This window comes from Lujinxingia vulgaris (assembly GCF_007997005.1).
Taxonomy (GTDB): domain Bacteria; phylum Myxococcota_A; class Bradymonadia; order Bradymonadales; family Bradymonadaceae; genus Lujinxingia.
In genome coordinates, this window is sequence record NZ_VOSL01000148.1 from 1 (window position 1) to 26,107 (window position 26,107).

At 65.7% G+C, this 26,107-nt stretch carries 23 protein-coding genes; 12 read left to right on the forward strand and 11 right to left on the reverse strand.

The annotated features are described in order from the left end of the window. Positions 1-1,775, reverse strand: a 1,775-nt coding sequence (locus FRC96_RS21065; protein WP_146977526.1) for a serine/threonine-protein kinase, incomplete at its 3' end; no start/stop codon positions are given. Between the two features lie 580 nt (positions 1,776-2,355). Between FRC96_RS21065 and FRC96_RS21070 the strand changes: the two genes are divergently transcribed. Together FRC96_RS21070 and FRC96_RS21075 are read left to right on the forward strand one after the other, a co-directional pair. Beyond that, positions 2,356-3,615 carry a hypothetical protein gene (locus tag FRC96_RS21070; RefSeq protein ID WP_146977527.1) on the forward strand — a complete coding sequence of 420 codons (1,260 nt, stop codon included), beginning with the start codon at positions 2,356-2,358 and terminating at the stop codon, positions 3,613-3,615. Positions 3,616-3,659: 44 nt separating this feature from the next. Then, positions 3,660-4,226 carry a HEAT repeat domain-containing protein gene (locus tag FRC96_RS21075; protein ID WP_146977528.1) on the forward strand — a complete coding sequence of 189 codons (567 nt, stop codon included), beginning with the start codon at positions 3,660-3,662 and terminating at the stop codon, positions 4,224-4,226. Between the two features lie 108 nt (positions 4,227-4,334). Here the strand turns inward: FRC96_RS21075 and FRC96_RS21080 are convergent, their stop codons facing one another. Further along, positions 4,335-5,141, reverse strand: coding sequence for an outer membrane lipoprotein-sorting protein (locus FRC96_RS21080; protein ID WP_146977529.1), 807 nt, complete (start codon positions 5,139-5,141; stop codon positions 4,335-4,337). A gap of 186 nt (positions 5,142-5,327) precedes the next feature. Here FRC96_RS21080 and FRC96_RS21085 point away from each other — a divergent pair, with 186 nt between their 5' ends. The 8 genes from FRC96_RS21085 (at position 5,328) to FRC96_RS21120 (ending at position 13,201) form a co-directional block, all read left to right on the forward strand. After that, positions 5,328-7,445 carry a hypothetical protein gene (locus FRC96_RS21085; RefSeq protein WP_146977530.1) on the forward strand — a complete coding sequence of 706 codons (2,118 nt, stop codon included), beginning with the start codon at positions 5,328-5,330 and terminating at the stop codon, positions 7,443-7,445. 3 nt (positions 7,446-7,448) lie between these two features. Continuing rightward, positions 7,449-8,021, forward strand: coding sequence for a TlpA family protein disulfide reductase (locus tag FRC96_RS21090; protein ID WP_146977531.1), 573 nt, complete (start codon positions 7,449-7,451; stop codon positions 8,019-8,021). Between the two features lie 117 nt (positions 8,022-8,138). Next, positions 8,139-8,939: a 3-methyl-2-oxobutanoate hydroxymethyltransferase gene (gene panB, locus FRC96_RS21095; RefSeq protein WP_146977532.1), complete on the forward strand. Its 801-nt coding sequence runs from the start codon at positions 8,139-8,141 to the stop codon at positions 8,937-8,939. A gap of 73 nt (positions 8,940-9,012) precedes the next feature. After that, positions 9,013-9,891 carry a pantoate--beta-alanine ligase gene (panC, locus tag FRC96_RS21100; RefSeq protein WP_146977533.1) on the forward strand — a complete coding sequence of 293 codons (879 nt, stop codon included), beginning with the start codon at positions 9,013-9,015 and terminating at the stop codon, positions 9,889-9,891. 2 nt (positions 9,892-9,893) lie between these two features. Then, on the forward strand, positions 9,894-10,601 hold the full coding sequence (locus FRC96_RS21105; protein ID WP_146977534.1) for a hypothetical protein: 708 nt from the start codon (positions 9,894-9,896) through the stop codon (positions 10,599-10,601). Between the two features lie 144 nt (positions 10,602-10,745). Continuing rightward, the gene (locus tag FRC96_RS21110) at positions 10,746-11,372 is read left to right on the forward strand and encodes a TetR/AcrR family transcriptional regulator (RefSeq protein WP_230470548.1); all 627 of its coding nucleotides are present in this window, start codon (positions 10,746-10,748) and stop codon (positions 11,370-11,372) included. 31 nt (positions 11,373-11,403) lie between these two features. Continuing rightward, positions 11,404-12,150 carry an electron transfer flavoprotein subunit beta/FixA family protein gene (locus FRC96_RS21115; protein ID WP_146977536.1) on the forward strand — a complete coding sequence of 249 codons (747 nt, stop codon included), beginning with the start codon at positions 11,404-11,406 and terminating at the stop codon, positions 12,148-12,150. Between the two features lie 85 nt (positions 12,151-12,235). Then, on the forward strand, positions 12,236-13,201 hold the full coding sequence (locus tag FRC96_RS21120) for an electron transfer flavoprotein subunit alpha/FixB family protein (RefSeq protein ID WP_146977537.1): 966 nt from the start codon (positions 12,236-12,238) through the stop codon (positions 13,199-13,201). Positions 13,202-13,373: 172 nt separating this feature from the next. On the opposite strand, the gene FRC96_RS21125 is transcribed toward FRC96_RS21120, so the two are convergent. The 3 genes from FRC96_RS21125 to FRC96_RS21135 all read right to left on the reverse strand — a co-directional run bounded on the left by FRC96_RS21125 (position 13,374) and on the right by FRC96_RS21135 (position 17,402). Next, positions 13,374-14,345: a universal stress protein gene (locus tag FRC96_RS21125; RefSeq protein ID WP_146977538.1), complete on the reverse strand. Its 972-nt coding sequence runs from the start codon at positions 14,343-14,345 to the stop codon at positions 13,374-13,376. Between the two features lie 111 nt (positions 14,346-14,456). Then, positions 14,457-15,053, reverse strand: a complete 597-nt coding sequence (locus FRC96_RS21130) for a hypothetical protein (RefSeq protein WP_146977539.1) — start codon at positions 15,051-15,053, stop codon at positions 14,457-14,459. Between the two features lie 105 nt (positions 15,054-15,158). After that, complete coding sequence (locus FRC96_RS21135) at positions 15,159-17,402, reverse strand: spermidine synthase (protein WP_146977540.1); 2,244 nt, start codon at positions 17,400-17,402, stop codon at positions 15,159-15,161. Positions 17,403-17,647: 245 nt separating this feature from the next. On the opposite strand from FRC96_RS21135, the gene FRC96_RS21140 reads away from it, so the two are divergent. Next, positions 17,648-18,886, forward strand: coding sequence for a hypothetical protein (locus FRC96_RS21140; protein WP_146977541.1), 1,239 nt, complete (start codon positions 17,648-17,650; stop codon positions 18,884-18,886). Between the two features lie 131 nt (positions 18,887-19,017). Here FRC96_RS21140 and FRC96_RS21145 read toward each other — a convergent pair whose 3' ends face one another. Both FRC96_RS21145 and FRC96_RS21150 read right to left on the reverse strand, forming a co-directional pair. Then, entirely contained in the window at positions 19,018-19,506 is a 489-nt protein-coding gene (locus FRC96_RS21145) for a CarD family transcriptional regulator (protein WP_115605066.1), read from the reverse strand. A 526-nt stretch (positions 19,507-20,032) separates the two neighbouring features. Beyond that, a complete protein-coding gene (locus FRC96_RS21150; RefSeq protein ID WP_146977542.1) occupies positions 20,033-20,386 on the reverse strand; it encodes a hypothetical protein in 354 nt (117 codons plus the stop codon). Positions 20,387-20,626: 240 nt separating this feature from the next. Here FRC96_RS21150 and FRC96_RS21155 point away from each other — a divergent pair, with 240 nt between their 5' ends. Then, positions 20,627-22,315: a peptidylprolyl isomerase gene (locus FRC96_RS21155; protein WP_146977543.1), complete on the forward strand. Its 1,689-nt coding sequence runs from the start codon at positions 20,627-20,629 to the stop codon at positions 22,313-22,315. Here FRC96_RS21155 and truA read toward each other — a convergent pair. The 4 genes from truA to FRC96_RS21175 all read right to left on the reverse strand — a co-directional run bounded on the left by truA (position 22,288) and on the right by FRC96_RS21175 (position 26,092). Continuing rightward, on the reverse strand, positions 22,288-23,100 hold the full coding sequence (gene truA / locus FRC96_RS21160; protein ID WP_146977544.1) for a tRNA pseudouridine(38-40) synthase TruA: 813 nt from the start codon (positions 23,098-23,100) through the stop codon (positions 22,288-22,290). The two genes, FRC96_RS21155 and truA, sit on opposite strands and share 28 nt — an antisense overlap. Positions 23,101-23,151: 51 nt before the next feature. Beyond that, the gene (locus tag FRC96_RS21165; protein ID WP_146977545.1) at positions 23,152-23,895 is read right to left on the reverse strand and encodes an MXAN_2562 family outer membrane beta-barrel protein; all 744 of its coding nucleotides are present in this window, start codon (positions 23,893-23,895) and stop codon (positions 23,152-23,154) included. A gap of 92 nt (positions 23,896-23,987) precedes the next feature. Next, the gene (locus FRC96_RS21170) at positions 23,988-25,037 is read right to left on the reverse strand and encodes an MYXO-CTERM sorting domain-containing protein (RefSeq protein ID WP_230470549.1); all 1,050 of its coding nucleotides are present in this window, start codon (positions 25,035-25,037) and stop codon (positions 23,988-23,990) included. A gap of 47 nt (positions 25,038-25,084) precedes the next feature. Continuing rightward, positions 25,085-26,092 (reverse strand): aspartate-semialdehyde dehydrogenase, encoded by a 1,008-nt coding sequence (locus FRC96_RS21175; protein WP_146977547.1) that lies wholly within the window; start codon positions 26,090-26,092, stop codon positions 25,085-25,087. Positions 26,093-26,107: the final 15 nt, after the last annotated feature.

Consider the following 26,107-nt stretch of genomic DNA (forward strand, 5'->3'; position numbering starts at 1 on the left):
TCGGCCGGATCCTCTGCGGCGTCACGCGCGCCGGCCACCTCCTCGCCAGCGCCCACGCCGCGCTCCGAGCCCTCGCCGGCGCCCGCCCCTTCATCGCCCGCCGCGCCCTCCTGCAGCGCCGCACCTCGCTCGTTCTCAGCGTCCTCGACCATCACCTTGCGCGGCGAGTTTGCAGCCGGAGCATCGCTCGACCCAGACGCCTCATCACCTTGCGCGGCGCGGGTCTCAGCGCCTTCACCAGCCTCACTGCTGCCGGGCTCACCATCGGTCAGCGCCTCCGCGCCTTGCGCCTCAACGGGCGCGTCAACCCCGCCCGCTGCCGTGGCAACCGCGCCCTCCTCGGGCTCTCCACCCATCCCGAAGACCACGACGGCCAGCACCACAACGGCCACCCCGATGGCGATCATCAAGAGCACCAGGGTCTTACGCTGGGTGGGGTTGGCGATCTCCTCCCAGGTCTCGGGGGCCTGACGCGGCGGCGCGCTCTCCTCGGTCGCCTGATAGGCGCGCCCGGGTTGCTGGCAGGTCGTCGGCGCATCCGCGGCCTCACCAGCTGGCGAGACGCCGATGTCGGCAGGAGGCATGGTCTGCGCATCCGAAAACGCCGCCAGAGCCTGCGCATCTCCGCGCTGCACGCCAGCGCTCGCCCCGACCTGCACGGCGATCCCGACGTCGTCCGACGAGGTGCCCTGCCAGCTCTCCGGCGAAGCCCCGAGGGTGGGCGCGTTGCCAAACGCCAGATCGGTGGAGCGAGCCCCCACCATCGGGTCGGAGTCCGGCGAACTCGGCGCCTCCGGCTCGGTCGGCTCCCCGCCAGGCTCGCCACCCATCAAAGGCGCGCCGCCCCGAAGGTCGGCCACCCCGCCCAGATCGGTCAGCGCCGTGACCTCGCCAGTCTCCACCACCACCCGGTCGAGCGCTTCGCGCAGCTCGGTGCAGCTCCCGAAACGATCCTCGGGATCTTTTTGCAAACAGCGCATCACGATCTGACGCAGCTCCTCGGGAAGATCGCTGCGCACCATCGGCGGCACCTCCTCATTGAGGTGCAACATCACCGTCTCAATCGGTGAGTCCGCCAAAAAGGGAAGTCGCCCCTCGATAAGCTCGTAGAGGATCACGCCGATCGAGTAGATATCGGTCGCAAAGGTGATGTTCAGCCGCGCCCGAATCTGCTCCGGGCTCATATAAGGCGGCGTGCCAAACATCTGCCCCATCTTCGTCAGGCGGCTCTGGTCCTGGGTCTCATCATCATCTTCGGCGATGCGCGCGATCCCGAAGTCGAGCACCTTCACCTCCAGCTTCCCGCTGTCGGCGATGGTCACCATGATGTTGTCGGGCTTTAAGTCGCGATGGATGATCTTCTGGCTGTGCGCGTGCTCAATCGCCGCGACCACCTGCCGCCCCAGATCGAGCACATCGTCGATCGCCAGCTTCTGCCCGGCCCACTTCTCCAGCGAGCGCCCCTTCACATACTCAAAGACCGCGTAGAGCGCCTCCAACTCCGGCTCCAGACCAAACTCATAGAGCATCACGCAGCCGGGGTGACTCAGCCGGGCGATCGCGCGGGCCTCGGTCTCAAAGCGACGCCGAATCGAGGCGTCCGAGGCCAGCGAGCGGTGCAACAACTTAATCGCCACCTCCCGCTCGATCGTCTTATGGCGCGCCAGATACACCGCCCCCATGCCGCCGGCGCCCAGCTCGCGCTCCAGCAGGTACTTACCCTCAATGAGCGTCCCTACCAGGGAGGGGCTCTCGGTCTCGGGAGGTTGGGTCATCAGATCGTGTCTCGGGGGCTGCGCCAGGATCGTAAACCGGGGGGCTCCGGCAGGCGTCGAGTGGCCACGTGACGTCACGTCACGCAGTCCGGGAAGGCTAAGGTGTGATTTTGCATGTTGAAGTTGCAAAGTAAAGTTACGACGCTGCGCGTCGACGCGGCGCCGCGGACATCCGGCAGCTGAATCGGTCCTTCGCCGTACACGACCGGTCCACGCCTCAATGCAGCGCGCGACGCATAAGTTGCTTTGCAGCAGCCGTGCCAGCTCGCGTGCACCCCGACTTTAACGCAACATCGCCCGGATCGCCCCCGCCAATATGGCCCGTCTCCCCATCGAAGGCGGGGACCACCCACCACACCCCTGACATCGTTGTCCGAACTCGCCCGAGCGCGGCCTCCTCCGGGCCCGGACCCGCCAGCTTGACCCTCCGGGGAGCGGTCACTATGCTCCGCTGCCGTCAGCTTCAGACCTGCTGATCGATGTGTCCCCGGCTTCGCCCGCGCGACCATCCCTCCTTTTTGAGGAGGGCTCTGGCCGGCGAGTGCAGGCTTCCACAGATCTTCATGCCTTCGGTTTTTTCATGGTTCACTGCGCCTCATTCCCCCGTACGACCCGGCTGCTTCTGGCCGGACTGTGCTCGACGCTTCTTCTGGCCTGCGACAACACCACCCCCACCGAAGAGCCGATCTTCGTGGTGGAAGAGCCCGACCCTCTGCCCGACTTTTGTGAGGGCTACACCGCGCTTCCGGTGGACCGCGACGCGCTCTCCCAGGTTCCCCCGGGAGAAGTCGCCACGGTCAAGCTCGTCGACCGCTTTGAGGTGGAGCACCCCGAAGGCTTCAGTGAAGAGCTCTGCCTCTCGGTCCCCGACAACATCCTCTCGCTGGCGGTGACCATCGAAGGCAGCGACCGCCTCACCTACGCCCTCAATGGCTGGCAGGGGCCGGACGGCTTTGAGATCGTGCGCCCGGGCTGGAACACCCAGGGCCAGGGGCTCTGCTCGAACAACTGCAACAACCGCATCTACGCGCGCATCGGCGCCTTCGCCGCGCTCGCCCCCAACAACCCGGCCAGCCGCGTGGAGCCGGGACGCCACATCCTCTCGGTCGAAGGCCGCTACTCCAGCAGCCCTCTGGCCGCCCCGCAGCCTCGCGACGGCAGCGTCAAGGTCACCATCCACGCCCGCGTCGTCGGCGATGAGGTGCCCGAGACCGGCACCCTCGATCTCAACCTCTTCTTCAGCGGCTCCGACGGCTGGACCGCCGAGAGCGCCCCGACCGACCCCGAGTTCCAGCAGGTCCTCGAAGAACTCGGTGAGATCTACGCCCAGGTGGGCATCGAGATTGGCGAGGTCGCCTACCTCGATGTCGACGAAGAGTACCAGGACATCGCAGACATCATGAGCGGCACCGGCGACTTCGCCGAGCTACTGACCAACTCGGCGCGCGCCCCCCTCGACGGCCCGAGCATCTTCTTTGTCGATCGTCTGCGCAGCATCTTTGATGGCGGCAGCGAAGGCGGCGGCGTCCTGGGCATCTCCGGCGGCATCCCCGGCCCGGTGCACGTCAAAGGCACCGTCGCCAGCGGCGTGGCCGTGATGAGCCACCAGATCCCCGGCGGCCCGCCCGTCTCCCACATCTTCGCCCACGAGCTGGGGCATTATATGGGGCTCTTCCACACCTCCGAGCAGAACCTCTTCGGCGGCCCTCAGATGCACGATCCCCTGCCGGACACCCCGCAAAATGACGAGAGCTACCTGATGCACGCCACCGGCGGTGGCGACATCCTCTCGGAGTGGCAGGGCATCGTCATCCGCAACAACCCCTGGGTGAAAAACTGAGGCGGCCGCAACTCGCACGCTTTCTGCACGATCTGGAGAACTTTATGCGCAGCATGTTCACATCGATTCTACTGGCTCTGGCGCTCGTGATGGGCGCGGCCTCCCCGGTCATCGCCCAGCACAACCACGCGCTGGAAGCCGACGCCAATTTTGACGACTTCCTCAACACCATCGACGCGCTCCCCAACGCCGAGGTGCTTGAGCGCTTCCCCGACGCCGAGGCGCGCCTGCTGGAGGTCGCCACCGACGCCGAGGCGACTGTCTTTCGGCGCTGGCGCGCCACCTCCATGCTCTCGAACTTCAACTCCCCCGAGGTGCGCCAGGCGCTGATCACGCTGACCGAGGCCGCCGATGACGACCTGCGCGGCATGGCGCTGCTCGTCCTGGGCGCAGGTTACCTCGAAGGCGGCGACGCCGAGGTGCTCGCCGCGATCGACGCCCGCTTAAGCGATGAAGACGCCTCGGTGCGCGCCGACGCGGTCCGCGCCCTGGCCTACGGCCACGGCCCTCAGATCACCGAGCGCCTGGAGCGCATCGCCGCTGGCGACGACGCTCGCCAGGCGAAGATCGCCGCGCGCGCCCTGGCCAAAAAGAGCCAGAATCCTCAATAATTACAAACACCTAGAACCACATCAGCGCAACGCACCAGAGAGGCATCCGCGACATCGCGGATGCCTCTTTGCGCTTCTTGCCTTCCGCCGGGTCGCCCCGGCCCTGGCTCAACTCCGGTCCCGGTACTGCCGCGCCTGACGGCGCATCCCCTGCTGGCTGAAGATCGAATCGTCGATGGGCACATCGAACTTCAGCTCCTCGTAGACCATCCGCGTAAACTCCCCGGGGGCATCGGCCGGGCGCACCTCCACCTGATGCGGGATCGGCCGACCATCGACCTCTTTGACGTCGCTGAAGGTGATCGTGCGCACGGCCTCCTCCCCATCGAAGTAGACCGCCTCGATCGGCGTCCACGCCTCGGCATCGAGGGCGTACTCGATCTTGGAGTAGGTCACCGGCGCGCCCTCGCGCGGGACCATCGTCGCCTGGAGCACCCGCTCGCCATCGCGCTCTCCCCAGCTCAGCTCGACCTCGAAGTCATCTTCAAAGCTCGTCTCGCGCACCAGGTCGTCGTTGGTGAGGTGGCTGCCCATCCAATCCTCGGAGAGCATGCCCGAGGGCGGCACCCGCATCAGGCGGTCCGCCCGAGGCGCGTAGTTCCAGAGCCCCTCGGAGGTGCGCAGCGTGGCCGTGCCCGCCTCCCGGGCCGGGCTGGTAATCACAAAAAGCCCCCGCTCCTCTCCCTGACTAAAGCCCTGCACGCTGAGTTCCCGCTCACGCTCGTCGCGCTTGATCGTCATCGTCATCGTCGACTCAGCGCTCTCGGAGCGATACAGCTTATCGAGATGCGCGTTGACCTCCTCGACCGAAGGCAGCGCCTCGTCCTCCTGCGCGCTTCCCACCCCGGGCGCCATCAACGCCAGGCATACCACCGCGATCCCACCCCACAACCCGCCTCTCAATGAACCTGACATAAGCCCTCCCTCGCCAGCTCGGCATGGACGAAGTTTTAAGCGTGCACATCTCAAAGTTAAACGCACAGAGCCCGCGCCGCCCGAAACTTGTAAAGTCAGCGCTCACCTGCCTATAATCTGGCCCCTTACGAGTTGATTCGCGCCGCATCGACGCCCACGTCGGCGGCTTATGAAATGGACGATCCCATGGTGAAACGCTCTCTACTTCTCCTGTCTGGCCTGTTGCTCCTGGCCGCCTGCGGCGACGACGTCGTTGAAGGTCAATGCGATCCGGGCATGACCGCCAACCCGGTCACCGGTGAATGCGTGGCCCGTCAATGCGACGAAGGTCAACGCTACAACCCCGTCGACGGCAATTGCGTCGACGAGGGCGATAACCCCGACGATCCCAACGATGCAGGCGATGCGGGTGATGAAGAAGATCCCGATTACGATCCGGATTGCCCCTTCTTCCAGGACTGCGACTCCGAGGAGCCCGCCCCCTGGAACCCGCCGGCCGACGGCTCTTACGACCCCTTTGAGCCCCAGGATCCGGCCACGGCCACCTACCACAGCTGCGAGAGCAGTGATGTGGGCCCGATGAGCGCGCCGCAGTTCATTCTGCACCGCGCTGGCGACTACCTGCTGGCGGTGGGCCGCGGCGCCGAGGTCTCCCCGCTGACCTTCTTCGACCGCAACCCCCACGCCCACGTGCTCGAAGAAGCTGACCAGGGCTACGCGGGCTTTATCGTCTCGATCAACCCGCGCTCGGGCTTCACCACGGCCACCGACATGGCCTACTGGCTCAGCGACACCATCTCGGCCATCCCCGGCTACGATGAGTCCGCACGCGAGGGCGCCGGTCGCACCTACCGCACCCACGACGGCTACAACGCCTCGGTGATGAACCACGTGCGCATCCCCACCGCCGACACCCCTGGCGAGGCCCGCGACAAGATCCTGGCCTCGATCTTTGGCATCGGCGCCTCCGACCTGGTCTATGAGCTCGACGAGGCCTCCGCGGCCGACGACTCCGGCCTTCACCTCAGCTACAAGACGGTGATGCGCTCCGATCAGCAGGTCATCATCGTCGGCGGCATCACCACCCAGGGTCGCTACGACCAGCCCGATCACGCCGCGCGCTTCGCCATCGAAGACCTCGCTGGCGGCACCGCCCTGGCGATGGCCGGCGAGACGATGAGCGATGAGTGCGTCTCGCTGACGCTGCGGGATACCACCGAGGTCGACATCATCATCTCGATGGACGCCTCCGGTTCCATGAGCTCGGTGCAATCCGCGCTGACCGGCTTCACTGAAGAGTTCACCAACCTCCTCAATGAGGCCGGCGTCGACTGGCGCATCGGGGTGACCGGCGTCGACTGCGACGGCATCCAGGACGACCAGGAGCTCAGCTACGACTTCCGCTCCCTCTGGCCCGGTCCGGATGAAGGCATCGATCCGCCCAACATCCCCGGTCTTCCCCCCTTGCCCGACATGGGCGGCCCCTGCAATCCCCCCGCCCTCGATGGAGGCGGCGGCAACAACGGCAAGCTCATCGGCGGCGGCTTCACCCGCGACCCGCAGGCGATCGCCGACCGCCTCAACGACGTCTCCACCGCCGGCGTGGAGTACACCCTGACGATGGGCATGGCCGCCATCGACCGCTCGCTGCCGCGCGCCCAGGGCGCCGTCGACAAGATCCGCCCCAACGCCCAGATCATCCTCGTGACCGTGACCGATGAGCGCGAAGAGCTCGTCGGGCAGATGATCTCCGGGTTGGGCAACTCCATCGGTGCCTCTACCCAGGCAGAGCTCGAGACCTTCCTCGATCCCTGGCTCGGGTGGCTGGCTCGCCCCGACATCGGCGCGATCGTCTACGGCCTGCACTGGATCCCCGGCCAGGCCTGCGCCACCGCCGAGCAGGGCTCGGTTGCTCACGGCATCCAGCACGTGGTCGAGCAGACCGGCGGCGCCGCCGGATCGGTCTGCCAGCCCGATGTCACCGAGACCTTCCGCGACATCGCCAACGCCACGCGCGACCTCTCCAGCGGCCTGCGTCTGGTGGGTAACCCCTACGCCAGCTCGGTCAGCGTCGACGTCACCGATCTCGACGGCAACTTCGAGCGCTCCATCCCCCGCAGCGCCGCCGATGGCTTCGATCTGGACACCGCTTACAACAGCCTTATGTTCTACGGCCCCGAGGTCCCGGAGACCGACCAGCGCGTGGTCGCTCCTTTCCTGCGTTGGAACCGCAACGTCATCCCCTGCGGTGAAGACGCTGCCTGCCCGGGCAGCAAAAAGTGCGTCCTGGGCCGCTGTGAGTAACTCGTGAGCCACACCCCCGCTTCACCCGACGCCCCATCGCCCCCACCCACCCGCTGGCAACGCCTGCGAGCCACCTGGTGGGGGCGATGGGGCATCGATCTTCTTGTGCTCGCCATCATCTTCTGGAGCATCACAAGCTACCAGACCCGCGACCTTATCGAGCGCAACACCCCGGCGCCGCCGGCCACGCTGATCAACCTGGCCGACGGCTCCGAACTCAAGCTCGACGCACTGCAGGCCGATCGCACCCTGATCTACTTCTGGGCCACCTGGTGCGGGGTTTGCAAAGCGCAGTCCTCCGTCATCTCGGCGATGCACCGCCACGCTCAAGATCGCGACGACGTCGAGGTCATCAGCGTGGTGATGGACTGGAGCGACCGCGAATCGCTGCGCGCCTTCGTCGCCGAGAACGACATCGACTACCCCGTCTACCTGGGGACCGACGCGCTGGGCAAAGGCTTCAACGTCAGCTCCTACCCCACCATCTACGTCGTCGATAACGAGCGTCAGGTGCGCCACAGCGTCATCGGCTACACCCCGCGCATCGGCCTCTACGCCCGCCTTCACCTGCTCTAAGTCGAGCCTCAAGCCCCATTGACCCCCGCAGGGCCCGACCGTAGGATGGCCGCCAGTTAGGCCCCCTGGTCGCCGCGCTCTTCGCGCGGCGTTTGCTTGTTCAATGAGGCACGACGTATGGCCCGCCGAAAGACCACCCGCGATCTTCTCAAAACCTACCGCCAGCAGACCCCGCTGACGATGGTCACCTGCTACGACTACACCTTCGCCCGCCTGGTGGAGAAGTCGCCCATCGACATCATCCTCATCGGCGACAGCCTCGGTAACGTCATCCAGGGCCAGGACACCACCGTGCCGGTGACCCTGGACGACATCATCTACCACACCCGCGCGGTGATGCGCGGAAACCAGTCCGCGCACATCCTGGCCGACATGCCCTTTATGAGCTACCAGGCCTCGGCCGACGACGGGTTGCGCAGCGCCGGTCGCCTCCTCAAAGAGGGGCTGGCTCAGTCGGTCAAAGTCGAGGGCGGCGAGGAACTGGCCCCGATGGTCGCGCGGATGACCGGCGCCGGCATCCCCGTCTGCGGACACCTCGGCCTTACGCCGCAGTCGGTGCACGCCTTCGGCGGCTTCCGCCTCCAGGCCACCGACGAGGAGGCCGCCAACCGCCTGCTCGCCGACGCAAAAGCCCTGCAAGACGCCGGCGCCTTCATGATCGTCTTAGAGATGGTCCCCTCCGAGTTGGCTGCACGCGTGACCGAAGCCCTGGAGATCCCCACCATCGGCATCGGCGCCGGCCCTCACACCAGCGGCCAGGTCCTGGTGCTGCAAGACATGCTCGGCATGAACACCGACTTTAGGCCTCGCTTCGTCAAGCACTTCGCAAGCCTTGAGGCCACCATCGTCGACGCTCTCACGGCCTACGCCGATGAAGTTCGCCAGCGCAGCTTCCCCGACGACGACCACTCCTACTAAGCCCTCCCCCGCCCCGCACCACGCACCCCACCGTGCGCGATGTGCGGCGAGCATCGTTTGTTAAGGATCTGCCGTGGAGATCATCTCCAGCATCAGCGCGCTGCGCCACGCGCGGGGCGCGCTCAAGGGCTCCGTCGCCCTGGTGCCCACCATGGGGTATCTGCATGAAGGGCACCTCGCCCTGATGCGCCAGGCGCGCCAGCGCTGCGACCACCTCATCGTGAGCATCTTCGTCAACCCCACCCAGTTTGCCCCCGGCGAAGATCTCGACCGCTACCCGCGCGACCCCGAAGGCGACGCTGAAAAATGCCGCCAGCTCGGCTGCGAGCTGCTCTTTATGCCCGACACCTCGCAGATCTACGCCCCGGATCACAGCACCCGCGTAGAAGTCAGCGAGCTCGACCAGACCCTCTGCGGCCCCAACCGCCCCGACCATTTTGTGGGCGTGACCACCATCGTCACCAAGCTCTTCAACCTCACCGGCCCCGATGTCGCGGTCTTTGGCGAGAAGGACTTTCAGCAGCTGGCGATCGTGCGCAAGATGGTCGCCGACCTCAATGTTCCGGTGGAGGTCGTCGGCGTGCCCACAGTACGCGAGCCTGACGGGCTGGCCCTCTCCAGCCGCAACCGCTACTTAAGCGCGGAGGAGCGCCGCCAGGCGCCGGCCATCGCCCGCGCCCTCGTCAGCGCACAGCGCGCCTGGCAGGATGGAGAACGTCGCGCCGCCAACCTCCTGGAGCGCGCCCACAACGCGCTCGCAGAGGCGGCTGATCTTCGCCCCGAATACGTGCAGCTCGTCCACCCTGACACCCTGCGCGCCTACGCCCCCGACGACGATCTGAGCCAGAAACCCGCACACCTGGCCATCGCCGCGCGTCTGGGGCAAACTCGCCTCATCGATAACCTGCGTCTGGACCGCCCCCTGCCCCCCGGCCCTCTGGAGACGATCTGATCATGGACACGCGCCTGCCCCACGCCCTTCTCGTGACCACCCTCGCCCTGAGCGCCCCGGCCCTGCTGGGCGCCTGCGGTGACGACCCGGTGGAGATCGCCCCGCAAGATCGCTGCGCCGAAGATGACTTGAGTGCCTATGTGCGCGCCACCATCGAGGGCGCTGAAAGCACCACCCGGATCGATCTTCCCCGCGCCACCATCGAAGGCGCGATCAGCGCCGAGGGCATCCTCGTCAACCTGGGCCCGCGCCCCCTCCCTGACGGCAGCGGACAGGCCGACCTGATCCTCAACCTCGCCGACAGCCGCAGCGCCGAGAACCTCATCGACGCGCTCAGCGACCGCACGCTCGAAGGGCCGGTCGTCTTGCAGGTCGTCGACGCCACTGAGGCTGTCACCGGCAGTGAGGGCCGCACCGACCTGGAGCGCTTCGAGTGCACCGTCGACCAGGACACCGTCTGCGTGCAGCTCGGGTATGATGTCAGCGAGAACGAGACCCTCGACGATGACGATCGCTTCGTCTACCACGGCCAGAGCGGCACGGTGACCATCGAGAGCTTCGACAACCGCACCGCCACCATGCGCGCGGACTTCGAGCTGACCCTGGGTCAGAATATGCTGGGCTTTCAGGACACCTCCTCCGGCGACCTGGCCGGCTGCCTTCAGCCGAGCTACTCCCTGGGCAGCGGCGGCCGTTTCCCGCTCGAATGAACGCACGATGGCCCGTGCGGCGATCCGCCGCGCGCCCGCTCCAGATGGCTACCTTGACAGCATCTTGTGGCGTGACTAAAAAACTGAATGGGCATTCATTCAGCGTCGCTCACGCCCGTTCATCCCTTACGAGATCTGGTCTCTATGGCAGATTCTGAAAAGCAGCGCGGCAGCAACGAGAAACGCGAGCGCATCTTAGAAGGCGCGCTGCGCGCGTTTGCCAAAAAAGGCTTCTACAACACCCGTGTCTCCGAGATCGCCAGCGAGGCCGGGGTCGCCGATGGCACGATCTACCTGTACTTCAAGAACAAAGATGACCTGCTCATCTCCCTCTTCGAAGACCGCATGGAGTGGATCATTGCCCGCCTGCAGACCGAGCTCGACGCGGTCCAGGGCAGCGTGATTGAGCGCATCAAAGCCTTTGTGCACCTGCACTTCCGGCTGGCGGTCGAAGACCGCGATCTGGCCGAGTTCATCACCGTCGAGCTGCGCCAGAGCGCAAAGTTTGTCAAAGAGTATAAAAACCCCAAGTTTGCCGATTATCTGAAGATCCTTCAGAGCCTGATTGACCAGGGCCAGAATGAGGGCATCTTCCGCACCGACCTGGACAGCAGGCTCGTCGGCCGCGCGCTCTTCGGCGCGCTCGATGAAGTCCTCTTGCAGTTCACGCTCTCGCGCAGCGCCCCCACCGACGTCAAGGACGAGGCCGAACAGATCTCGACGATGATCATCGACGGGCTGATTGTGCGCGAACACCCCACGATGGATTAACCACCCTTACTCCCCTTTAAGGAGGCTGAACGTGAAGATTCTCACGACTGTTAAGCGGGTCACCGACCCGGACATGAAGGTCAAGATCAAGCCCGACCAGAGCGGCGTTGTCACCGACGGCGTCGAGTACAAGATGAACTCCTTTGACGAGTACGGCGTCGAAGAAGCCATCAAGCTCAAAGAAGCGCACGGCGGCGAGATCGTGGTGGTCTCGGTGGGCCCCTCGGCGGCCACCAAAGAGATCCGCACGGCGATGGCCATGGGCGCCGACCGCGGCATCCTGGTCGAGACCGACGAAGATCTCGACAGCGACGCGGTCGCCCGCGTGCTCGCTGAAGTCATTCGCCGCGAGTCCCCCGACATCGTCGTGATGGGCAAGCAGGCCGTCGACAGCGACCGCAACCAGACCGGTCAGATCCTGGCGTCCTACCTGGACTACCCCCAGGCCACCTTCGCCTACAGCCTGGAAGTCGCCGATGGCTGGGCCACCGTCGGTCGTGAAGTCGACGGCGGCACCGCCACCAAGCGCGTCAAGCTGCCGGCGATCGTCACCGCCGACCTGCGCCTCAATGAGCCGCGCTACGCCAGCCTCCCGGGCATCATGAAGGCCAAGCGCAAGCCGCTTGAGACCCTCTCGCCCTCCGACCTGGGCGTGGACACGGCCAACAAGGTCAACGTCCTGCTCTTTGAAGCCCCCGAGGAGCGCGAAGCTGGCGAAATCGTTGAGGATATCGACACCCTCATCGACCGCCTCAAGAACAAGGCCAAGGTCCTCTAAGACGCCCCCTCCCCTGGCCGCCTGTGCCGGGTGAGCGCGCAAGGATCTCCACTGGTTTTTACCTTTTTGCATGTGAGGAACCCCCATGGCCAACGTACTCGTTGTCGCCGAACATCTCGACGGGAAGCTTCGTAAAGTGACCCTCCCCACCATCACCTTTGCCAGCCAGGCCGCAGCCCTGACCGGCGGTGAGGTTCACGTGCTCGTGCTGGGTAACGGCGTCGACGCCGTCGCCGGCGAAGTCGCCAAGTACGGCGTGAGCAAGGTGCACTACGCCAACAGCCCCGTCTTCGAAAACTACCTGGCCGAGACCTACGCCCCGGCCGTGGTCAAAGCTGCCCAAGCCATCGGCGCCACCGTGGTCGCCGCCCCGTCGAGCACCACCGGCAAGGACCTCCTGCCGCGCGTGGCCGCCAGGCTCGACGCCGGCATGGTCTCCGACGCCATCGCCGTCTTCGACGATGGTGGCATCAAGTTCCGCCGTCCGCTCTGGGCCGGTAACGTCCTGACCACCGTCGAAGTGGTGACCCCGGTCAAGGTCGTCTCCGTGCGTACCACCGACTTCGAAGCCCCGGCCGAAGGCGACGCCGCCTCCGTCGAGGCCTTTGACGCCGGCGTGGCCGCCTCTGAGACCGCGGAGTTCGTCTCCTTCGATCAGGTCAAGAGCGAGCGCCCCGAGCTCACCGATGCGGCCGTGGTCGTCGCCGGTGGTCGCGGCCTCAAATCTGGCGAGAACTTCCAGATGATCATGGACCTTGCCGACACCCTGGGCGGTGCCGTCGGCGCCAGCCGCGCGGCCGTCGACAGCGGCTACGCCCCCAACGACTGGCAGATCGGCCAGACCGGTAAGGTCGTCGCCCCGGATCTCTACTTCGCCGTGGCCATCAGCGGTGCCATCCAGCACCTGGCCGGCATGAAGGGCTCCAAGACCATCGTGGCGATCAACAAAGACGCCGACGCCCCCATCTTCCAGGTCGCCGACTTCGGCCTGGTGGGCGACGCCTTCGAGATCGTCCCGGCGCTTACCGAGAAGCTCAAGTCCATCGTGTGATGTGAGCTTCGAGCAGGCGGCCTTGAGCCGCCTGCGGGGAGCATCCCCGCGATGTTCTTCAAAAAAGGCCGCCCGGAGCGTCGGGCGGCCATAAAAAAACCGCGCTCCGGTCGGAGCGCGGTTTTTTTGTGTGCCATCGAGCTTCGAGAGACCTGCTCCCCTCCCGAGGCGCTCAGTCGTCCCGGGTCAGCGGCGTGGTCTGCGCCGCCGGAGGTACCACCATCACGTGGCAGCTGGCGCGACGCGCCACCGCTTCGGCCACCGTGCCCAGCCCGCCACCGCCGGCGCTGGAGCGCGCGCCGATCACCACCAGATCCGCATCGCTCTCGTAGGCGCGACGCACGATCTCGGCGGCCGGCTCCCCGCTCTCCACCCGCGTGGTGTCGGTGAGCTTTCGGGCCTGATCCCGTTGCGGGAAGGGAACCTCCACTGCCTCAACCGTACGCTCAAAGAGCGCCTCAATCTTGCCTTTGAGACGCCCGCGGGCCTGACGCTCATCGAACTTCACCTGGCTCTTTAGGAGCCCGGCGCTGTCGGCGGCCAGTGGCGAGGGCAGCACAAAGAGCAGCTCCAGCTCGCAGCCGTGTTGCAGAGCCATGCCCAGCGCAACCTCCAACACCCCGGCGCTGGTCGGCTCCAGGTCGAGCGCCACCACAATGCGCTTAAGCTGCGGGCGAGGATCATGCTGGCGCACCAGAATCACCGGCCGACTCGAGGTCTGTAAGACGCGCCGCGCCGTCGCCCCCAGCCCCTCCGAGACCAGGCCGCTCTCGCCATACGCCCCCATCACGATGGCTTCCACGTCAAAGCGGGAGGTCCACTCGCTGACGACCTGCCGGCTCGGCCCGATCTCGACCACCGGCTCCGAGACCAGCCGGCGGCGCAGCTTATCGTCGATCTCAAAGCTGCGCTCCAGCTCGGCGCGGGCCTCCTCCACAAGCTCCGCCTCAAAGGCCCGATCGTCCTCGCCCAGCGCCGCATAAGGGAAGAGCACCCGGCGCATGTAGGGGGCCATCGGCTCCAGCGCATGCCCCAGCTGCACGCGCGCCGGGCTCTCGCCGCCCAGCGATTTTGCGAGCGCGAGCGCGCTTCGGCTGAAGTTTGAAAAGTCCAGAGGGACCAACACCTGTTCGACGCGGTACATCTATACTGCCTCAACGCTTGCGCCGCCTTTACAGCAGGCGGCGCAGCCTCATTCTTTGCTGGAGATCCGCGCGCCGCTGGCGCGCGGGCGGCCTCTCATCGGGCCAGGCACTCAGAGCTGATCGAAGGTATCCGGCTGACCATCACCGGTGGTATCCCAGCCGATACGCGCCTGCTCGCCATTCTCGTAGTATTCCCAGACGTTGGGTCGACCGTCGCCGTCTTCGTCGCGCTCGACGCGAAGCAGACGCTCCTCGCTGTCGTAGAACTTCTCGATCGGAAAACTGCCGTCAAACCCCATCGTCAGCAGCCGACGGGTCACCTTTCCTTTCTCATAAAAGGTGACCATGTCGATGCGCCCGTCGAGGTCCAGGTCCATCTCTTCTTCGATGACCTCTTCGGCCTCATTGTAGTGCTGCCAGAGGTCGACCTGCCCGTTGAAGCTCAGGTCGCGCTCCACACGCACCAGACGCCCCTGCGCGTCGCGCAAGACCCACTGGTCGGGGGTGTCATCACCGTTGAGATCGGCCAGCTCCGGGGTGAGCCCGGCGCGCGAGAGATTGCCCCCGCGGGCGCGCTGCCCACTGAGCGTGGCAGGCCCCTCATCGGCGACCTCGGCCTCTTTGGAGCCGGCACAACCGACCACACCCCCGAGGAAGGTGGCCCCGATTAGCGCGATCACGAGCAGCTGTAAAAAGGGCTTTTTCAAGCGTCTCTCACTTATCAACAGGGTGATCTCTGGCACCGTACACAACCCCCGCCTTCTAGCAGATGGCCGGGGCGAAGACAACGGCCCGGCCGCAGAAGGAAGCGCTCAGCGCCGCCAGGCGCTGAGCACGTTGGCGTGGTCATCCGTCCACACCAGCGCAGGCCCGGTGGAGGTCCGCCAACGGGCCTCAATCGCCTCCAGCGCCTCGATCTTTGCCGCATCACGCGTCATCACAGCCCAGGTCGAGCTCTGCCGCCCGCTGGCGAGCTCAGCGTCGCTCAACTCCAGGTCATCCCAGAGGCGCAGCTCCAGCCCGTGAGCCTCGGCCAAACCGCGCAGCACCGGCTCCAGGTCGAAGTAGCGATTGGAGATGTGCACCGCCACCACCCCGCCCTCTTGCACTTTCGTAAGGTACATCTCAAACGCCTCCACGGTGAGCAGGTGAATCGGAATCGCGTCGGAGCTAAACGCATCGACGATCATCATCCCGTAAGGCGCCACCTCATCCTGCTCCAGCTGAATGCGAGCATCCCCCACCACATAACGCAGCGCGCTAGCCTGAGAGCGCGACACCGGCCCAAAACGCCGGGCCACCTCCACCACCGTGGGATCGAGCTCATAAAAGGTCATCTGATCGGTAGGCCGCGCATAGCAGGCGTGCGCCCCCAGCCCCAGCCCCAGCACCGCGATACGCGGCGAGAGCGCCGAGCGCTGATAGAGCTCAAAGATCGCCCCGGTCGGCCCCTGGGGGTGGTAGTAGGCCAGTGGCGAGCAACCCTCCTCATCTTTGATGGCCTGCCCGTGCACCGTGCCCCCGTGCATCATCTGGTAAAGGTGCGGCGTCTCCACCATCTGCACCGTCCCGAAAAACGAGCGCTCCTTGAAGACGACCTGCCCCAGCGTGCCTCCAAAAAACGACGACGCCACCAGCACCCCCATCAACCCCAGCCCCAGCCTGCGCGGCCGCTCCACCTGACTGTAGGCCACCACCGCCGGGATCCCGAAGAAGACCACCGCCGTGGCCTGGCTCATCGCCACATCAAGGCGCTCCAGCGTGACCATGCTCACCACCATCAACGCCGTGGCCACCACCGGGGCGGCTTGTTTCCACCGGCGCTCCGGGTCGGCCTTGTCGGCAAAGGACTGCGGACGCAACGCACACGCCACAATGATCATCAGCGGGTACTCCCAGACCCGATCAAAGACCATCGGCGCCACCAGCGAGTTGAACACCCCGCCCAGCAGCCCCCCGATCGACATGTAGAGATAGAAGCTCGTCAGGTGCGCGGCCGCAGGCCGTGCCGCCGCAAGCCTCCCGTGCACCATCACCGCCGCCATCCCGAAGAAGACAAGATGCAGCGGCAGAAGCAACCACGCCGGATGCGTCGCCCCCATAATCCACGCCACAAGCAGCGCCGTGCCGATCAAACTCATCACGCGCCCGATCCCCGAGAGGTTCAGGCGCCAGGCCGAAAACACCACGATGAACGAGCCCGTGTACATCGCCAGCGGGATCACCCACAATAGCGGAAACGCCGCCACATCGGTGCTGATATACGTGGTCACCCCCAGCATCAGGCTGGAGGGCACAAAGGCATAAAGCGTCCACAACCCCTTCTGACGCACATCCACCGGGGCCCCTGACGCGTCTTCAGCCTCGCCAGGGCCCCACGCCGACAACCGGCCTCGCTCCGGCTCAACGTCGAGGGCCCCCACGTCCGCGGGTGCCACCTCGGGCGCAGGCGACGCGGCCCGATAACCCGGTGAGCTCTTGAGCGTGACCACCCCGCAGACCAGAAGCAGCATCACCAGCACCCCGAAGCTGCCACTCCACAACGAGGCCTGGGCGCTCACGCCAAAGACCGGCTCCACCAGCAGCGGATAGCCCAAAAGCGCCAGCAGACTCCCCCCGTTACTCGCCGCATACAAAAAATAAGGATCGGAGGAGCGTCGGTGATTCAGCCGGGCAAACCAGGCCTGAATCAAGGGTGAGGTTGTCGAGAGCGCCAGAAAGGGAAGCCCCGCCCCCAGCCCCAGCGCCGCCAGCAACCAGAGGTTGGGGTGCGAGTTTAAGAGCGGGCTGCTCAGCGCCATGCGATCCATGCTCAGCGGCAGCGCCACAAGCGCCGCCACCAGGAGCAGCGCGTGCACGAGAAGTTGCGGCAGCGCCCGCAGGCGCGAGACGCCGTGGGCCCAGAGATACCCCAGCAGCAACACCGCCTGAAAGAACATCATGCAGGTGTTCCACACCCCGGGCGTGCCTCCCAGCGAGGGTAGCAGCATCTTGCCGGCCATCGGCTGGACCATAAAGAGCAGGAGCGCGCTCAGAAAGATCGTGAGTGTAAACAAAAAGACCACTTCAACCTCGCAAACCCCTTAAGGGGGACGCCTCTTGCCACCGACACCGGCCTCATCCGTTTCGCCCCCAGACTAGAGCGCTGCCCTTCCCCCGTCGAGCCTGCCGGACGGCCAGAGGTTTGCTTCACGTCCCACACTGTACTACAACCACAATGATACCCTCGGACCGCCGCGTGCCCGCCTCAATGACCCGATGTCTCTCGCGATTTGCGCGCGCATCTTCTCTGGATTCCCTTATGAATTTCCGCCTCCGAACCCTGTGGCCGCTCGCCACTTCGCTCCTTCTGCTCGCGCTCTCCGGCTGCGGGATCGACTTTGAGGCCCGCCAGCAGCAGCCCGGCCAGGAGTGCCGCTCCGACCTGGATTGTGTTGAGGGGCTGGTCTGTACGCAGCGCCGCTGCCGCCCGATGAGCTCACTCGACGCCGACCTTCCCGACGCCGACCTTCCCGACAGTGATGCGCCGGACACCGATGAGCCCGACACCTTTGAGCCCGATGGTGGCGAGCCGGACACCTTTGAACCCGACACCGACGTCATCCCCGGGACCTGCGAGACGGGCGATCGCAGCTGCGCCGATGAGCAGACCGCGCTGGAATGCGTCCCCGCCCACAACGGCTCCACGACGTGGGTTCCCATCCACTGCGCCGACAACGAGTTCTGCGCCGAAGACCGCGGCGAGTGCCTGCCCCGCGAGCAGGCCCCCTGCTGCGAAGACGGCTGCGGCGATGACCAGATCTGCAGCGAGTGCCAGTGCATCGACATCAACCCCGATGTCTGCACCGTCCAGGACCAGCCCTGCGAGGTCGAGGGTCAGGTCACCAACGGCTTTATCTGCACAAACTTCGAGGGCGATGGCGAGCTGACCTGTCTGGGCATCTGCCACGGCGATCGCTCCGTCCCCTCGTCGAGCTGCCCGGCACCCAACACCTACTGCTACATCGAAGAAGGCCAGCCCAACGGCGTCTGCCTCTCCAACTGCGAGCGCGGCGATCGCTGCGCCACCGACGACATGACCTGCGTGGCTTACGAACACGACGGGGGCTACGGCCTCTGCGTCCCCACCAGCGATGACGAAGAGATTGGCGAGGAATGCGACGAAGATGAGCCCTTCAGCTGCGCCGACGGCGGGCTCTGCGCCCAGGGCATCTGCCGCGCCTCGTGCCGCCCCTTCGGAGGCTATGGCGACTGCGAGGGCGGCGATGTCTGCGCGCCGGTCGGCCCCTACACCGGTGTGTGCATGGACCCGGGCCCCAACGCCAACGCCTCCGCCAATGACCCCTGTGATCGTTCCTCGCCCTACTGCGGAGAAGACGCCCTCTTCTGCGCCGAGGCGAGTTTTGAGCCCAACGCCAACGGGTTCTGCCTGCAATTCTGCCGCCTCAACGCCAACGACTGCGCGGACGGCTCCCCCTGCGTTCCGGCGGGCGGCGAACAGGACGACATCGGCATCTGCCTGGCCCTGGGTGGCCTCTAAGTTAGCGCAGGCATTCAGACACAAAAAGCCGGCGCTCCCGAAAGGGGGCGCCGGCTTTTCTGATCTTACAAAGCGCTCTCAACCCGACGCTCTGGCGAAACGCGCTAAGCCTGGGTCGATGACCTGAATGCTCAGGCCGTGAAGATGTGCTCGAGCTCTTCCATCACCGCCTCCTCGGAGGCGTCTTTGGCCACGGCCATCTCCTGCACCAACAGGCGGCGCGCCTTATCGAGCATCTTACGCTCGCCAAAGCTCAGCGCCTTGTGGAACTTGAGCAGGTTGAGGTCGCGCAGCACCGCGGCGATCTCGTAGGGGCTGCCCGTCTGGATCTTCTCCAGGTAAGCGCGGTAGCGCCGGTTCCAGGTCTGCTGGTTTAAGTCCACGTCGCGCTCGCGCAGGATGTCGTAGACCTCCTCAAGCTCCGAGGGGGTCATCACGCTGCGCAGCCCGACGTTTTTGACGTTATTGACCGGGATCATGATGCGCTTGTCCGAGTCCATCACGCGCAACACGTAGAAGGTCTGGCTCGTGCCCATGATCTCTTTGGTGTCGATGCCCACCACCTCCGCCACCCCCTGTGCGGGGTAGACGGCCTTATCTCCAACCTTAAACGGGGTCACCTTGACTTCTCCTTACCAATGAGGCTGTGTGGCGAGGGCCTGCAACTGACAACCCCCTCGCTCAACGAGGCGATGGGGTTGGGGCCCTGTACGATGCCGATTCGCCGCCGAGACGCGCACAGACCCAACGCATCGGGCCGATGTCACATCTTCAAACGGGATGAGCGCGGGCGTAGCGCTCGGGGTCTGGCGCCTCCCGAGGGGTTCGGGGTACAAGCGTTGGGCTCTATGGCGTAGACGCACATTCCACCGGCGCTGGGGGGACTGAGAGAGCGCTGGACAAGTCGACAACGCTGAGCTACGAGGAAGGAGTAACCCTGCCTAAACCCGCCGCATTCCATCGGATGCGCGCAGCTCAGCTCGTCGTGCCCGGCGCACGATAAAGCCCCAACAGTGTAGTCTGTTGGCGGCTCAAACACAACTATGTTGCGGGGGGATTTCGCACAGAGGGGGGCGCGCGAGAGCGTGCCGGAGGGAAAAACGCCCGCGCCTCAGGACGAGACGCGGGCGCAAAAAGCATCCTACTTCAGCGAGAGAGCTCGCTGATCTTGATCAGGTTGTGCTGACGCGCCACATCCAGAAGCTTCGGCAGGGTGAAGGTGCCCAGCTTGCGGGCGTAGTCTTCGTTGCCGCCTTTGAAGCGCGCCTTGGTGATGGCGTCGACCAGCTCGGCCTTGGAGCCGAACTTGCTGCTGACAAGCTGGTGGGCGTTCCAGAGACGAAGCAGCTTGGTGTTGCTCATGGTCTTGACGCCATGCTCAAACGCCTGGGCATCTTCGTCGTCTTCGGGGCGGTCGAGCACGCCGAGCACTTTTTCGGCGAGCGCCGCTTTGGAGCCGAACTCATCTTTGACAATCTGCAGCGGGGTTTTCTTGGCCATAACAGGTCTCCCTTTTGAAAGTACGGCGCCGCCCTGAGCCTTCGCCCCCGGGCTGGGAGCAGCCATGGGGGGCGACGCTGCTATGGCAGCCACCGCGGGCGCGTCCCTCCGAGTCTTCGGAACACAGGCGCACCGATCGTTTGTTGAGCGCCACGGCACACCGTGGCAAGGTCACTTCGCGAAAGGTTGCCTGAATATTCAGGGCCGCTCACGCGAGCCCCCTCCTAACAGAGAGTCCCCATGCGCGCAAGCTCCACGCGACGACGACATCCTTCTGGTTCCCGCTTCACCCTGCCCTCGCTTGCCCTCGCGCTCCTGATGGGGCTTACGGCCTGCGACAGCTCCCCGGAGAGCGCTCCTGAGAGCGGCTCCCCCGCCCAGGAGGCCCCCGCCGAGCAGGCTCAAGAGCGCCCCGCCCCGACCACCGAGGTTATCCGTGGCGAGGGCGTCACGCTGACTTTGGGCGAGGTGGAGAAGGCTGTGGATCGCCTGCGCATCTTCGCCCCCCGAAACGAAGACGGCTCCTTTGCCGAGCCCGACGAGCGCTGGTTTCGCACCCCCCAGGCCCAGTCCAGCCTGGTCAACAACCTGCTGCATTTTGAAGTGATGCGCCTGGCCGCCGAAGAGTGGGAGTTGAGCATCACCCCCGAAGACCGCATCAAACTGGTGCGCGAGCAGGAGCAGCTCACCCCCTTTCTTCCCCTCTTTGAAGAGGGCGAGCAGAGCGCCGCGCTGCGCCACCACCTCAACGAGGCCGGCTTAAGCGAAGACGACGTGCGCCACCTCGTCGACGACATGGTCTACGCCGAGAAGGTCCATCAGCAGCTGGTGGAGCGCTTCGACGACGAGGCCCTCTGGGCCATCTATGAGGCCGCCAACGACACCGCCACCCTGGTCGTGGTGCGCGGCACCAACACCCCCACCAGCCGCGAGATCGACGAGGCCGTGGTGGCAATGGCCGACGAGATCGAAGCGTATTACCGCGACAATCCCCAGCGTTATATGCGCCCGGAGACCGCTCGCCTGACCGTGCTTCGCCCCCAGGGCGGCGACAAACCCGAGGCGGTGCGCGAGGCCGCCCGCCGCCTGGAAGCCGGCGAAGACGCCGAGGCCATCGCCGCCGGCCTCGGCCTGGAGCTGCGCCCGGAAGCCTTTTTGATCAAACCCGAGAACCCGGCGATCTTCGAAGACGACGCCAGGGACATCGGCTTTGAGATGAGCGGCCCGCGCGGCCAGTACGCCTACAAGGTGCTCGAGCGCATGGCCCCCGAACCTCTGGAGTTGACCCGACCGCTCAAGCGCGAGATCGCCTCGCACCTGATGCGCACCCGCGGCGTCGTCGACTCGGCGCGCCGCCGCCTGGAGCCCGCCCTGGGCATCATGGAGCGCTTCCCCACCGGCGAGGCGTTGAGCGACGCCCAGATCGAGGCGATGATCGCCGAGCTTGAGAACGCCGGGTTTGAGGCGGTGCGATCCGAGCCCTTCTCCCTCCAGGGCCAGGGCATTGTGCCGGGTGTCGGCCTGGCCGAAGAAGTCGTGGAGGCCACCGCCGCCCTCTCCCTCAACGATCCCACGGTCGATGCGCCGGTCAAATCCCGCGACGACGTCTACGTCTTCCGCATGGTCGATCGCAGCCGCGCCGATCGCGCCGACTTCGAGGCCGAACGCGAGACCTTCCGCGAGCAATTCATGGCGCGCAACGCGCGGCGTTTCACCCAGGAGTTCGTGCACAAGACCCGCGACGAGCGCAACATCACCCTCAACCTGGAGCCAGTGCGCCAGCGCTACCCCCTGATGAGCAAAGACGAGCAGGCGGCGTTTATGGCCGAACAAAACGCCGCCTCCCCGGCGGCTCCCGCACCTCAAGCCGAACCCGCAGCTCAGGCCGGGGGCGACACCGCTCAGCCCTCACCCACCTCCGAGAGGTAAGCCCCGCCGAGCTCCGGCTGCGGATCCTCCCAGGGATACTCCGGGTAAAACACCCGCTCCAGGGTCAGCCCGCAGGCCGGCGCCGTCTGGCCGGCCCGCCAGCGCTCACCGGTCTCAAAGACCTCATCGAGCTGCTCCAGCGCCATGCGCCCGGTGCCGATGTCGACCAGCGTGCCCACCATGATGCGCACCATATGCTTGAGAAAAGCCGTGCCCTCGACCTCCACCTCCAGCATCGAGGGACCGGCCTCAATCACCTCCACGCGGCGCATCGTTCGCACCGTCGTCGGGCTGTCGCAGCCCGCCGTACGAAAGCCCCCGAAGTCGTGGGTGCCCACCATCCGCGCCGCCGCCTGACGCATCCGCTCCAGGTCCAGCCGGCCCCCCATCTGCCAGACCCGATCGCCTAAAAAGGGATGATCAAAGCGGTGGTTCCAGATCCGGTAGCGGTAGATCTTGCCGCGGGCGGAGTGCCGCGCATGAAACCCCTCGGCGGCAAGCTCGGCGCGGGTCACGCAGATGTCGGAATCGGTCAGCGCGTTGAGCGCGCGCACAAAATCCCACAGCCGCCTGGGGCTATCGTGGTCAAAATGCGCCACCTGCCCCAGGGCGTGCACCCCGGAGTCGGTGCGGCTTGCGCCCTGCACCTTCACCGGCGCGTCGGTGGCCAGCACCGTCTTCACCGCCCGGGTCAGCTCCCCCTCCACCGTGCGGTCTTCGGGCTGGATCTGCCAGCCGTGGTACGCCGTCCCCCGATACGCGATATGCAGCCTGATTCGCACCATCGGGCGCTCCTGCCGCTGAGCTTAAGCGCCCTTTAAAGGGCGCCCTGACACTCAGTACTCAAACGCCAGCCCGAACGCGAAGTGACGCGCGCTCAGGTCGATGCCCTCGCCGCCGAAGTTGTCGACGTTGGCCCAGGTGTATTCGGCAAACAGGTAGGAGTTGTTGATGCCCCAGGTCATATCAAAGGCCGCCGCGCTGCCCTCGTCGATGAAGTCCAGGTGGAAGTTCAGCCCGGCGGTCACGTGCCAGCCGAACTTACCCCCCGAGGCGCGTTGCGCGTCGGTGCCCGCGGTCTCGCCATCGGCCCCGACCACGCGCCAGAGGTGGTAGTCGAGCCCGGCCTTGATCTTGGGCACCAGCGGGATGCGGTGGTTCAACGCGCTGTAGTCGTAGCGGTACACCAGCCCGGCGCGAAGCGGAATCACCCGGAAACGCGCCTCGTCGCTCAGGTCCACTTCCGCGCCGTCGGGCAAGCGCAGACGCCCGCTCACCGAGCCATACCCGGCGTTAAACGCCAGGCCCAGCTTGCCAAACCCGTCCCAGAGGTGGTGGTCGTACTGCACCTCCCCCAGAAACATCGAGTCTCCCCCGAAGAACGCCTCAAAGGGGCCGCCGCCCCCCTCGCCGAACTCCTGGTCGACCATCGGGCGGTACGCGCCGCCCTTAAACTCAAAAAAACCATTGGCCGGCGACTGCGCGCTGGCCGAGGCCGCCCACAGCGTGGCGGCCATCATCACAACACTGGCACTGACGAGCGGGCCGGCAGCGCGGCGAGCTCGGTTGGGGAGGTTCATCAGCGAGTCCTTGAAATTCTTCAACATATCAGGGTGTGAGTCGTACGATTCGTGATCTTCAGGCGGACTGTCGCCGGCCCGACAAAGGGGCCCTACGGCGCGAAACGACGTCGGCCTACGCCCAGCACCATCATCGCCACAAGGAGCGTCCACAGGCTCGTCGAGCTGTCGCCGGTGCTGGCGCACCCGTAGCCGCCGGTCTCCGCACCGCCGGCGTCGACGTAGTAGTCCCAGAAGTCGTCGGTCTCGATCACCTCAACTTCAATGTCGTTGGAGAGCAGGCTGTAGTTGCCCGCTTCATCCCGCGCCGCCACGGCCACATAAACAACCGTCCCCTCTTCGAGATCCACGGCGACCTCCCCCTCGCCCGTGTCCGGGTTGACGGTGAACGCAATCCCGTCGCCATTGGAAGGCACCTCGGCGAGTTGCTCCTCGTCAAAGGGCTCCGCGCTCACGACGGCGTAGTAGCTGAGATCCTCTTCGTCATCCTCGGAGAGCTCCAGGGTAAGACGCATCGTCGTGGCCGTCGCGAAGGGCTCGCTATCCAGCGCCGGAGCCTCCGGGCGGATCAGGTCCATGATGACGCGCCCCTCGGTATAATCGGACTCCGCCTCCACGGTGGTGGTATTGGGCAGGATATGCAGCTGCACAAAATGCTCCATATCGGTGCCTTCGGTCTCGCAGAGCTCCGCGTTGCTGAACCCCAGAAGATCGCTCAGCGCCACCTCCACCGACGCGACGCCCTCGCTCAGGGTCAGCGCATCCTCACCGAGCGTCTGGCAGTCGGGGGCCTCCTCTTCACGACAGTCGACCGCGTCGTTCGACCCCCGCGACAGCTCGTAGATGTAGGGCCCTTCAAAGAACTGCTCGGCATCCCCCTGAACCGGATCGTCGTTGGCGTAGTCGGTCGTAAACGAGAACTTCACCTGCGCGTCGTTGCCGAGCTGCCTGCGGCACACATCGATGCCCGCCGTGATCGTGGCGCCGTTGTCGGAGATGAGCGCCTCACCCAGCGTGGCGGCCTGCGTATTCTGCACATACTGAGACTGACGCGGATCGCGCGCCTCCGCCTCGCCAGTAGGCACCACCCCCAACGCGGTGGCTCCCAGCAGCGCCAGGGCCCATTTCTTCGAATTCATCATGCTCGAGTCTCCATCCACCATCGAAACGTAGTTAGCTCGCCCGCGCCCTACTGCGCGATGAGCGCCTCGGCGATTTGCACGGCGTTGAGCGCCGCGCCCTTTCGCAAATTGTCAGCCACCACCCAGAAGTGCAGCGTGTTGGGGCGGTCGCGGTCCTGGCGAAGTCGGCCCACCCAGCAGGGGTCGGTTCCGGCGGCCTTGCGGGCCAGCGGGTACGCGCTCTTCGAGGGCTCGTCGAGCACCGAAACGCCCGCAGCTTCTCTCAAAAGCTCGCGAACCTCCTCTACGCCCAACGCCCGCTCCAGATCGACCATCACCGACTCTCCGTGACCACGCACCACCGGCACGCGCACACAGGTCGCGGCGATCTCCACGCCCTCAAGCCCCATGATTTTGCGTGTCTCACGCATCATCTTTTCTTCTTCGCGGGTAAAGCCGTCATCCATAAACACGTCGATCTGCGGCAGTGCCTCAAACGCCAGTGGATGCGCAAACGTCGCCGGCTCCGATTCTTGTTCCCCGCCAAGGTAAGCCCGCGCCCCGGCCAGGAGCTCATCGACCCCTTTTTGACCCGCGCCCGAGGCCGACTGGTAGGTGCTCACGACCACACGTTTAAGGCCCGCGGCCCGGTGCAGAGGTTCCAGCACACACACCAGCTGAATCGTCGAGCAGTTGGGGTTGGCGATGATGCCCTTATGCTGCGCGATCGCTTCGGGGTTGACCTCCGGCACCACGAGCGGCACGTCCGGGTCCATGCGAAAGGCGCTGGTGTTGTCGATGACCACCGCTCCCGCCTCGACCGCCCGCGGCGCAAAGGCCTTGCTCACCGCGCCGCCGGCCGAGCTGAGCACGATGTCCACGCCCTCAAAGCTGGCTTTTTCCAGATCTTCGATCACGACCGTCTGGCCCATCGCATGGACCGTCGCCCCGGCCGAGCGCGACGAGGCCATCAGGCGCAAGCTGCCGAGCGGAAAGTTCCGCTCTTCTAAGATCGCCAGCATCTCGCGGCCCACCGCGCCGGTCGCCCCCACCAGGGCCACGTTTGGTTTTTTCATCGTCGATTGCGCCAT

Bases quoted from the DNA above. Each gene is read 5' to 3' on its own strand.
- truA (WP_146977544.1), bottom strand. From the start codon at position 23,100: ATGGTGCGAATCAGGCTGCATATCGCGTATCGGGGGACGGCGTACCAC.
- FRC96_RS21170 (WP_230470549.1), bottom strand. From the start codon at position 25,037: ATGATGAATTCGAAGAAATGGGCCCTGGCGCTGCTGGGAGCCACCGCG.
- FRC96_RS21105 (WP_146977534.1), top strand. From the start codon at position 9,894: ATGGACACGCGCCTGCCCCACGCCCTTCTCGTGACCACCCTCGCCCTG.
- FRC96_RS21080 (WP_146977529.1), bottom strand. From the start codon at position 5,141: ATGTCAGGTTCATTGAGAGGCGGGTTGTGGGGTGGGATCGCGGTGGTA.
- FRC96_RS21125 (WP_146977538.1), bottom strand. From the start codon at position 14,345: ATGTACCGCGTCGAACAGGTGTTGGTCCCTCTGGACTTTTCAAACTTC.
- FRC96_RS21120 (WP_146977537.1), top strand. From the start codon at position 12,236: ATGGCCAACGTACTCGTTGTCGCCGAACATCTCGACGGGAAGCTTCGT.
- FRC96_RS21165 (WP_146977545.1), bottom strand. From the start codon at position 23,895: ATGAACCTCCCCAACCGAGCTCGCCGCGCTGCCGGCCCGCTCGTCAGT.
- FRC96_RS21075 (WP_146977528.1), top strand. From the start codon at position 3,660: ATGCGCAGCATGTTCACATCGATTCTACTGGCTCTGGCGCTCGTGATG.
- FRC96_RS21150 (WP_146977542.1), bottom strand. From the start codon at position 20,386: ATGGCCAAGAAAACCCCGCTGCAGATTGTCAAAGATGAGTTCGGCTCC.
- FRC96_RS21110 (WP_230470548.1), top strand. From the start codon at position 10,746: ATGGCAGATTCTGAAAAGCAGCGCGGCAGCAACGAGAAACGCGAGCGC.
- panB (WP_146977532.1), top strand. From the start codon at position 8,139: ATGGCCCGCCGAAAGACCACCCGCGATCTTCTCAAAACCTACCGCCAG.
- FRC96_RS21140 (WP_146977541.1), top strand. From the start codon at position 17,648: ATGAATTTCCGCCTCCGAACCCTGTGGCCGCTCGCCACTTCGCTCCTT.
- FRC96_RS21175 (WP_146977547.1), bottom strand. From the start codon at position 26,092: ATGAAAAAACCAAACGTGGCCCTGGTGGGGGCGACCGGCGCGGTGGGC.
- FRC96_RS21070 (WP_146977527.1), top strand. From the start codon at position 2,356: ATGGTTCACTGCGCCTCATTCCCCCGTACGACCCGGCTGCTTCTGGCC.
- FRC96_RS21155 (WP_146977543.1), top strand. From the start codon at position 20,627: ATGCGCGCAAGCTCCACGCGACGACGACATCCTTCTGGTTCCCGCTTC.
- FRC96_RS21085 (WP_146977530.1), top strand. From the start codon at position 5,328: ATGGTGAAACGCTCTCTACTTCTCCTGTCTGGCCTGTTGCTCCTGGCC.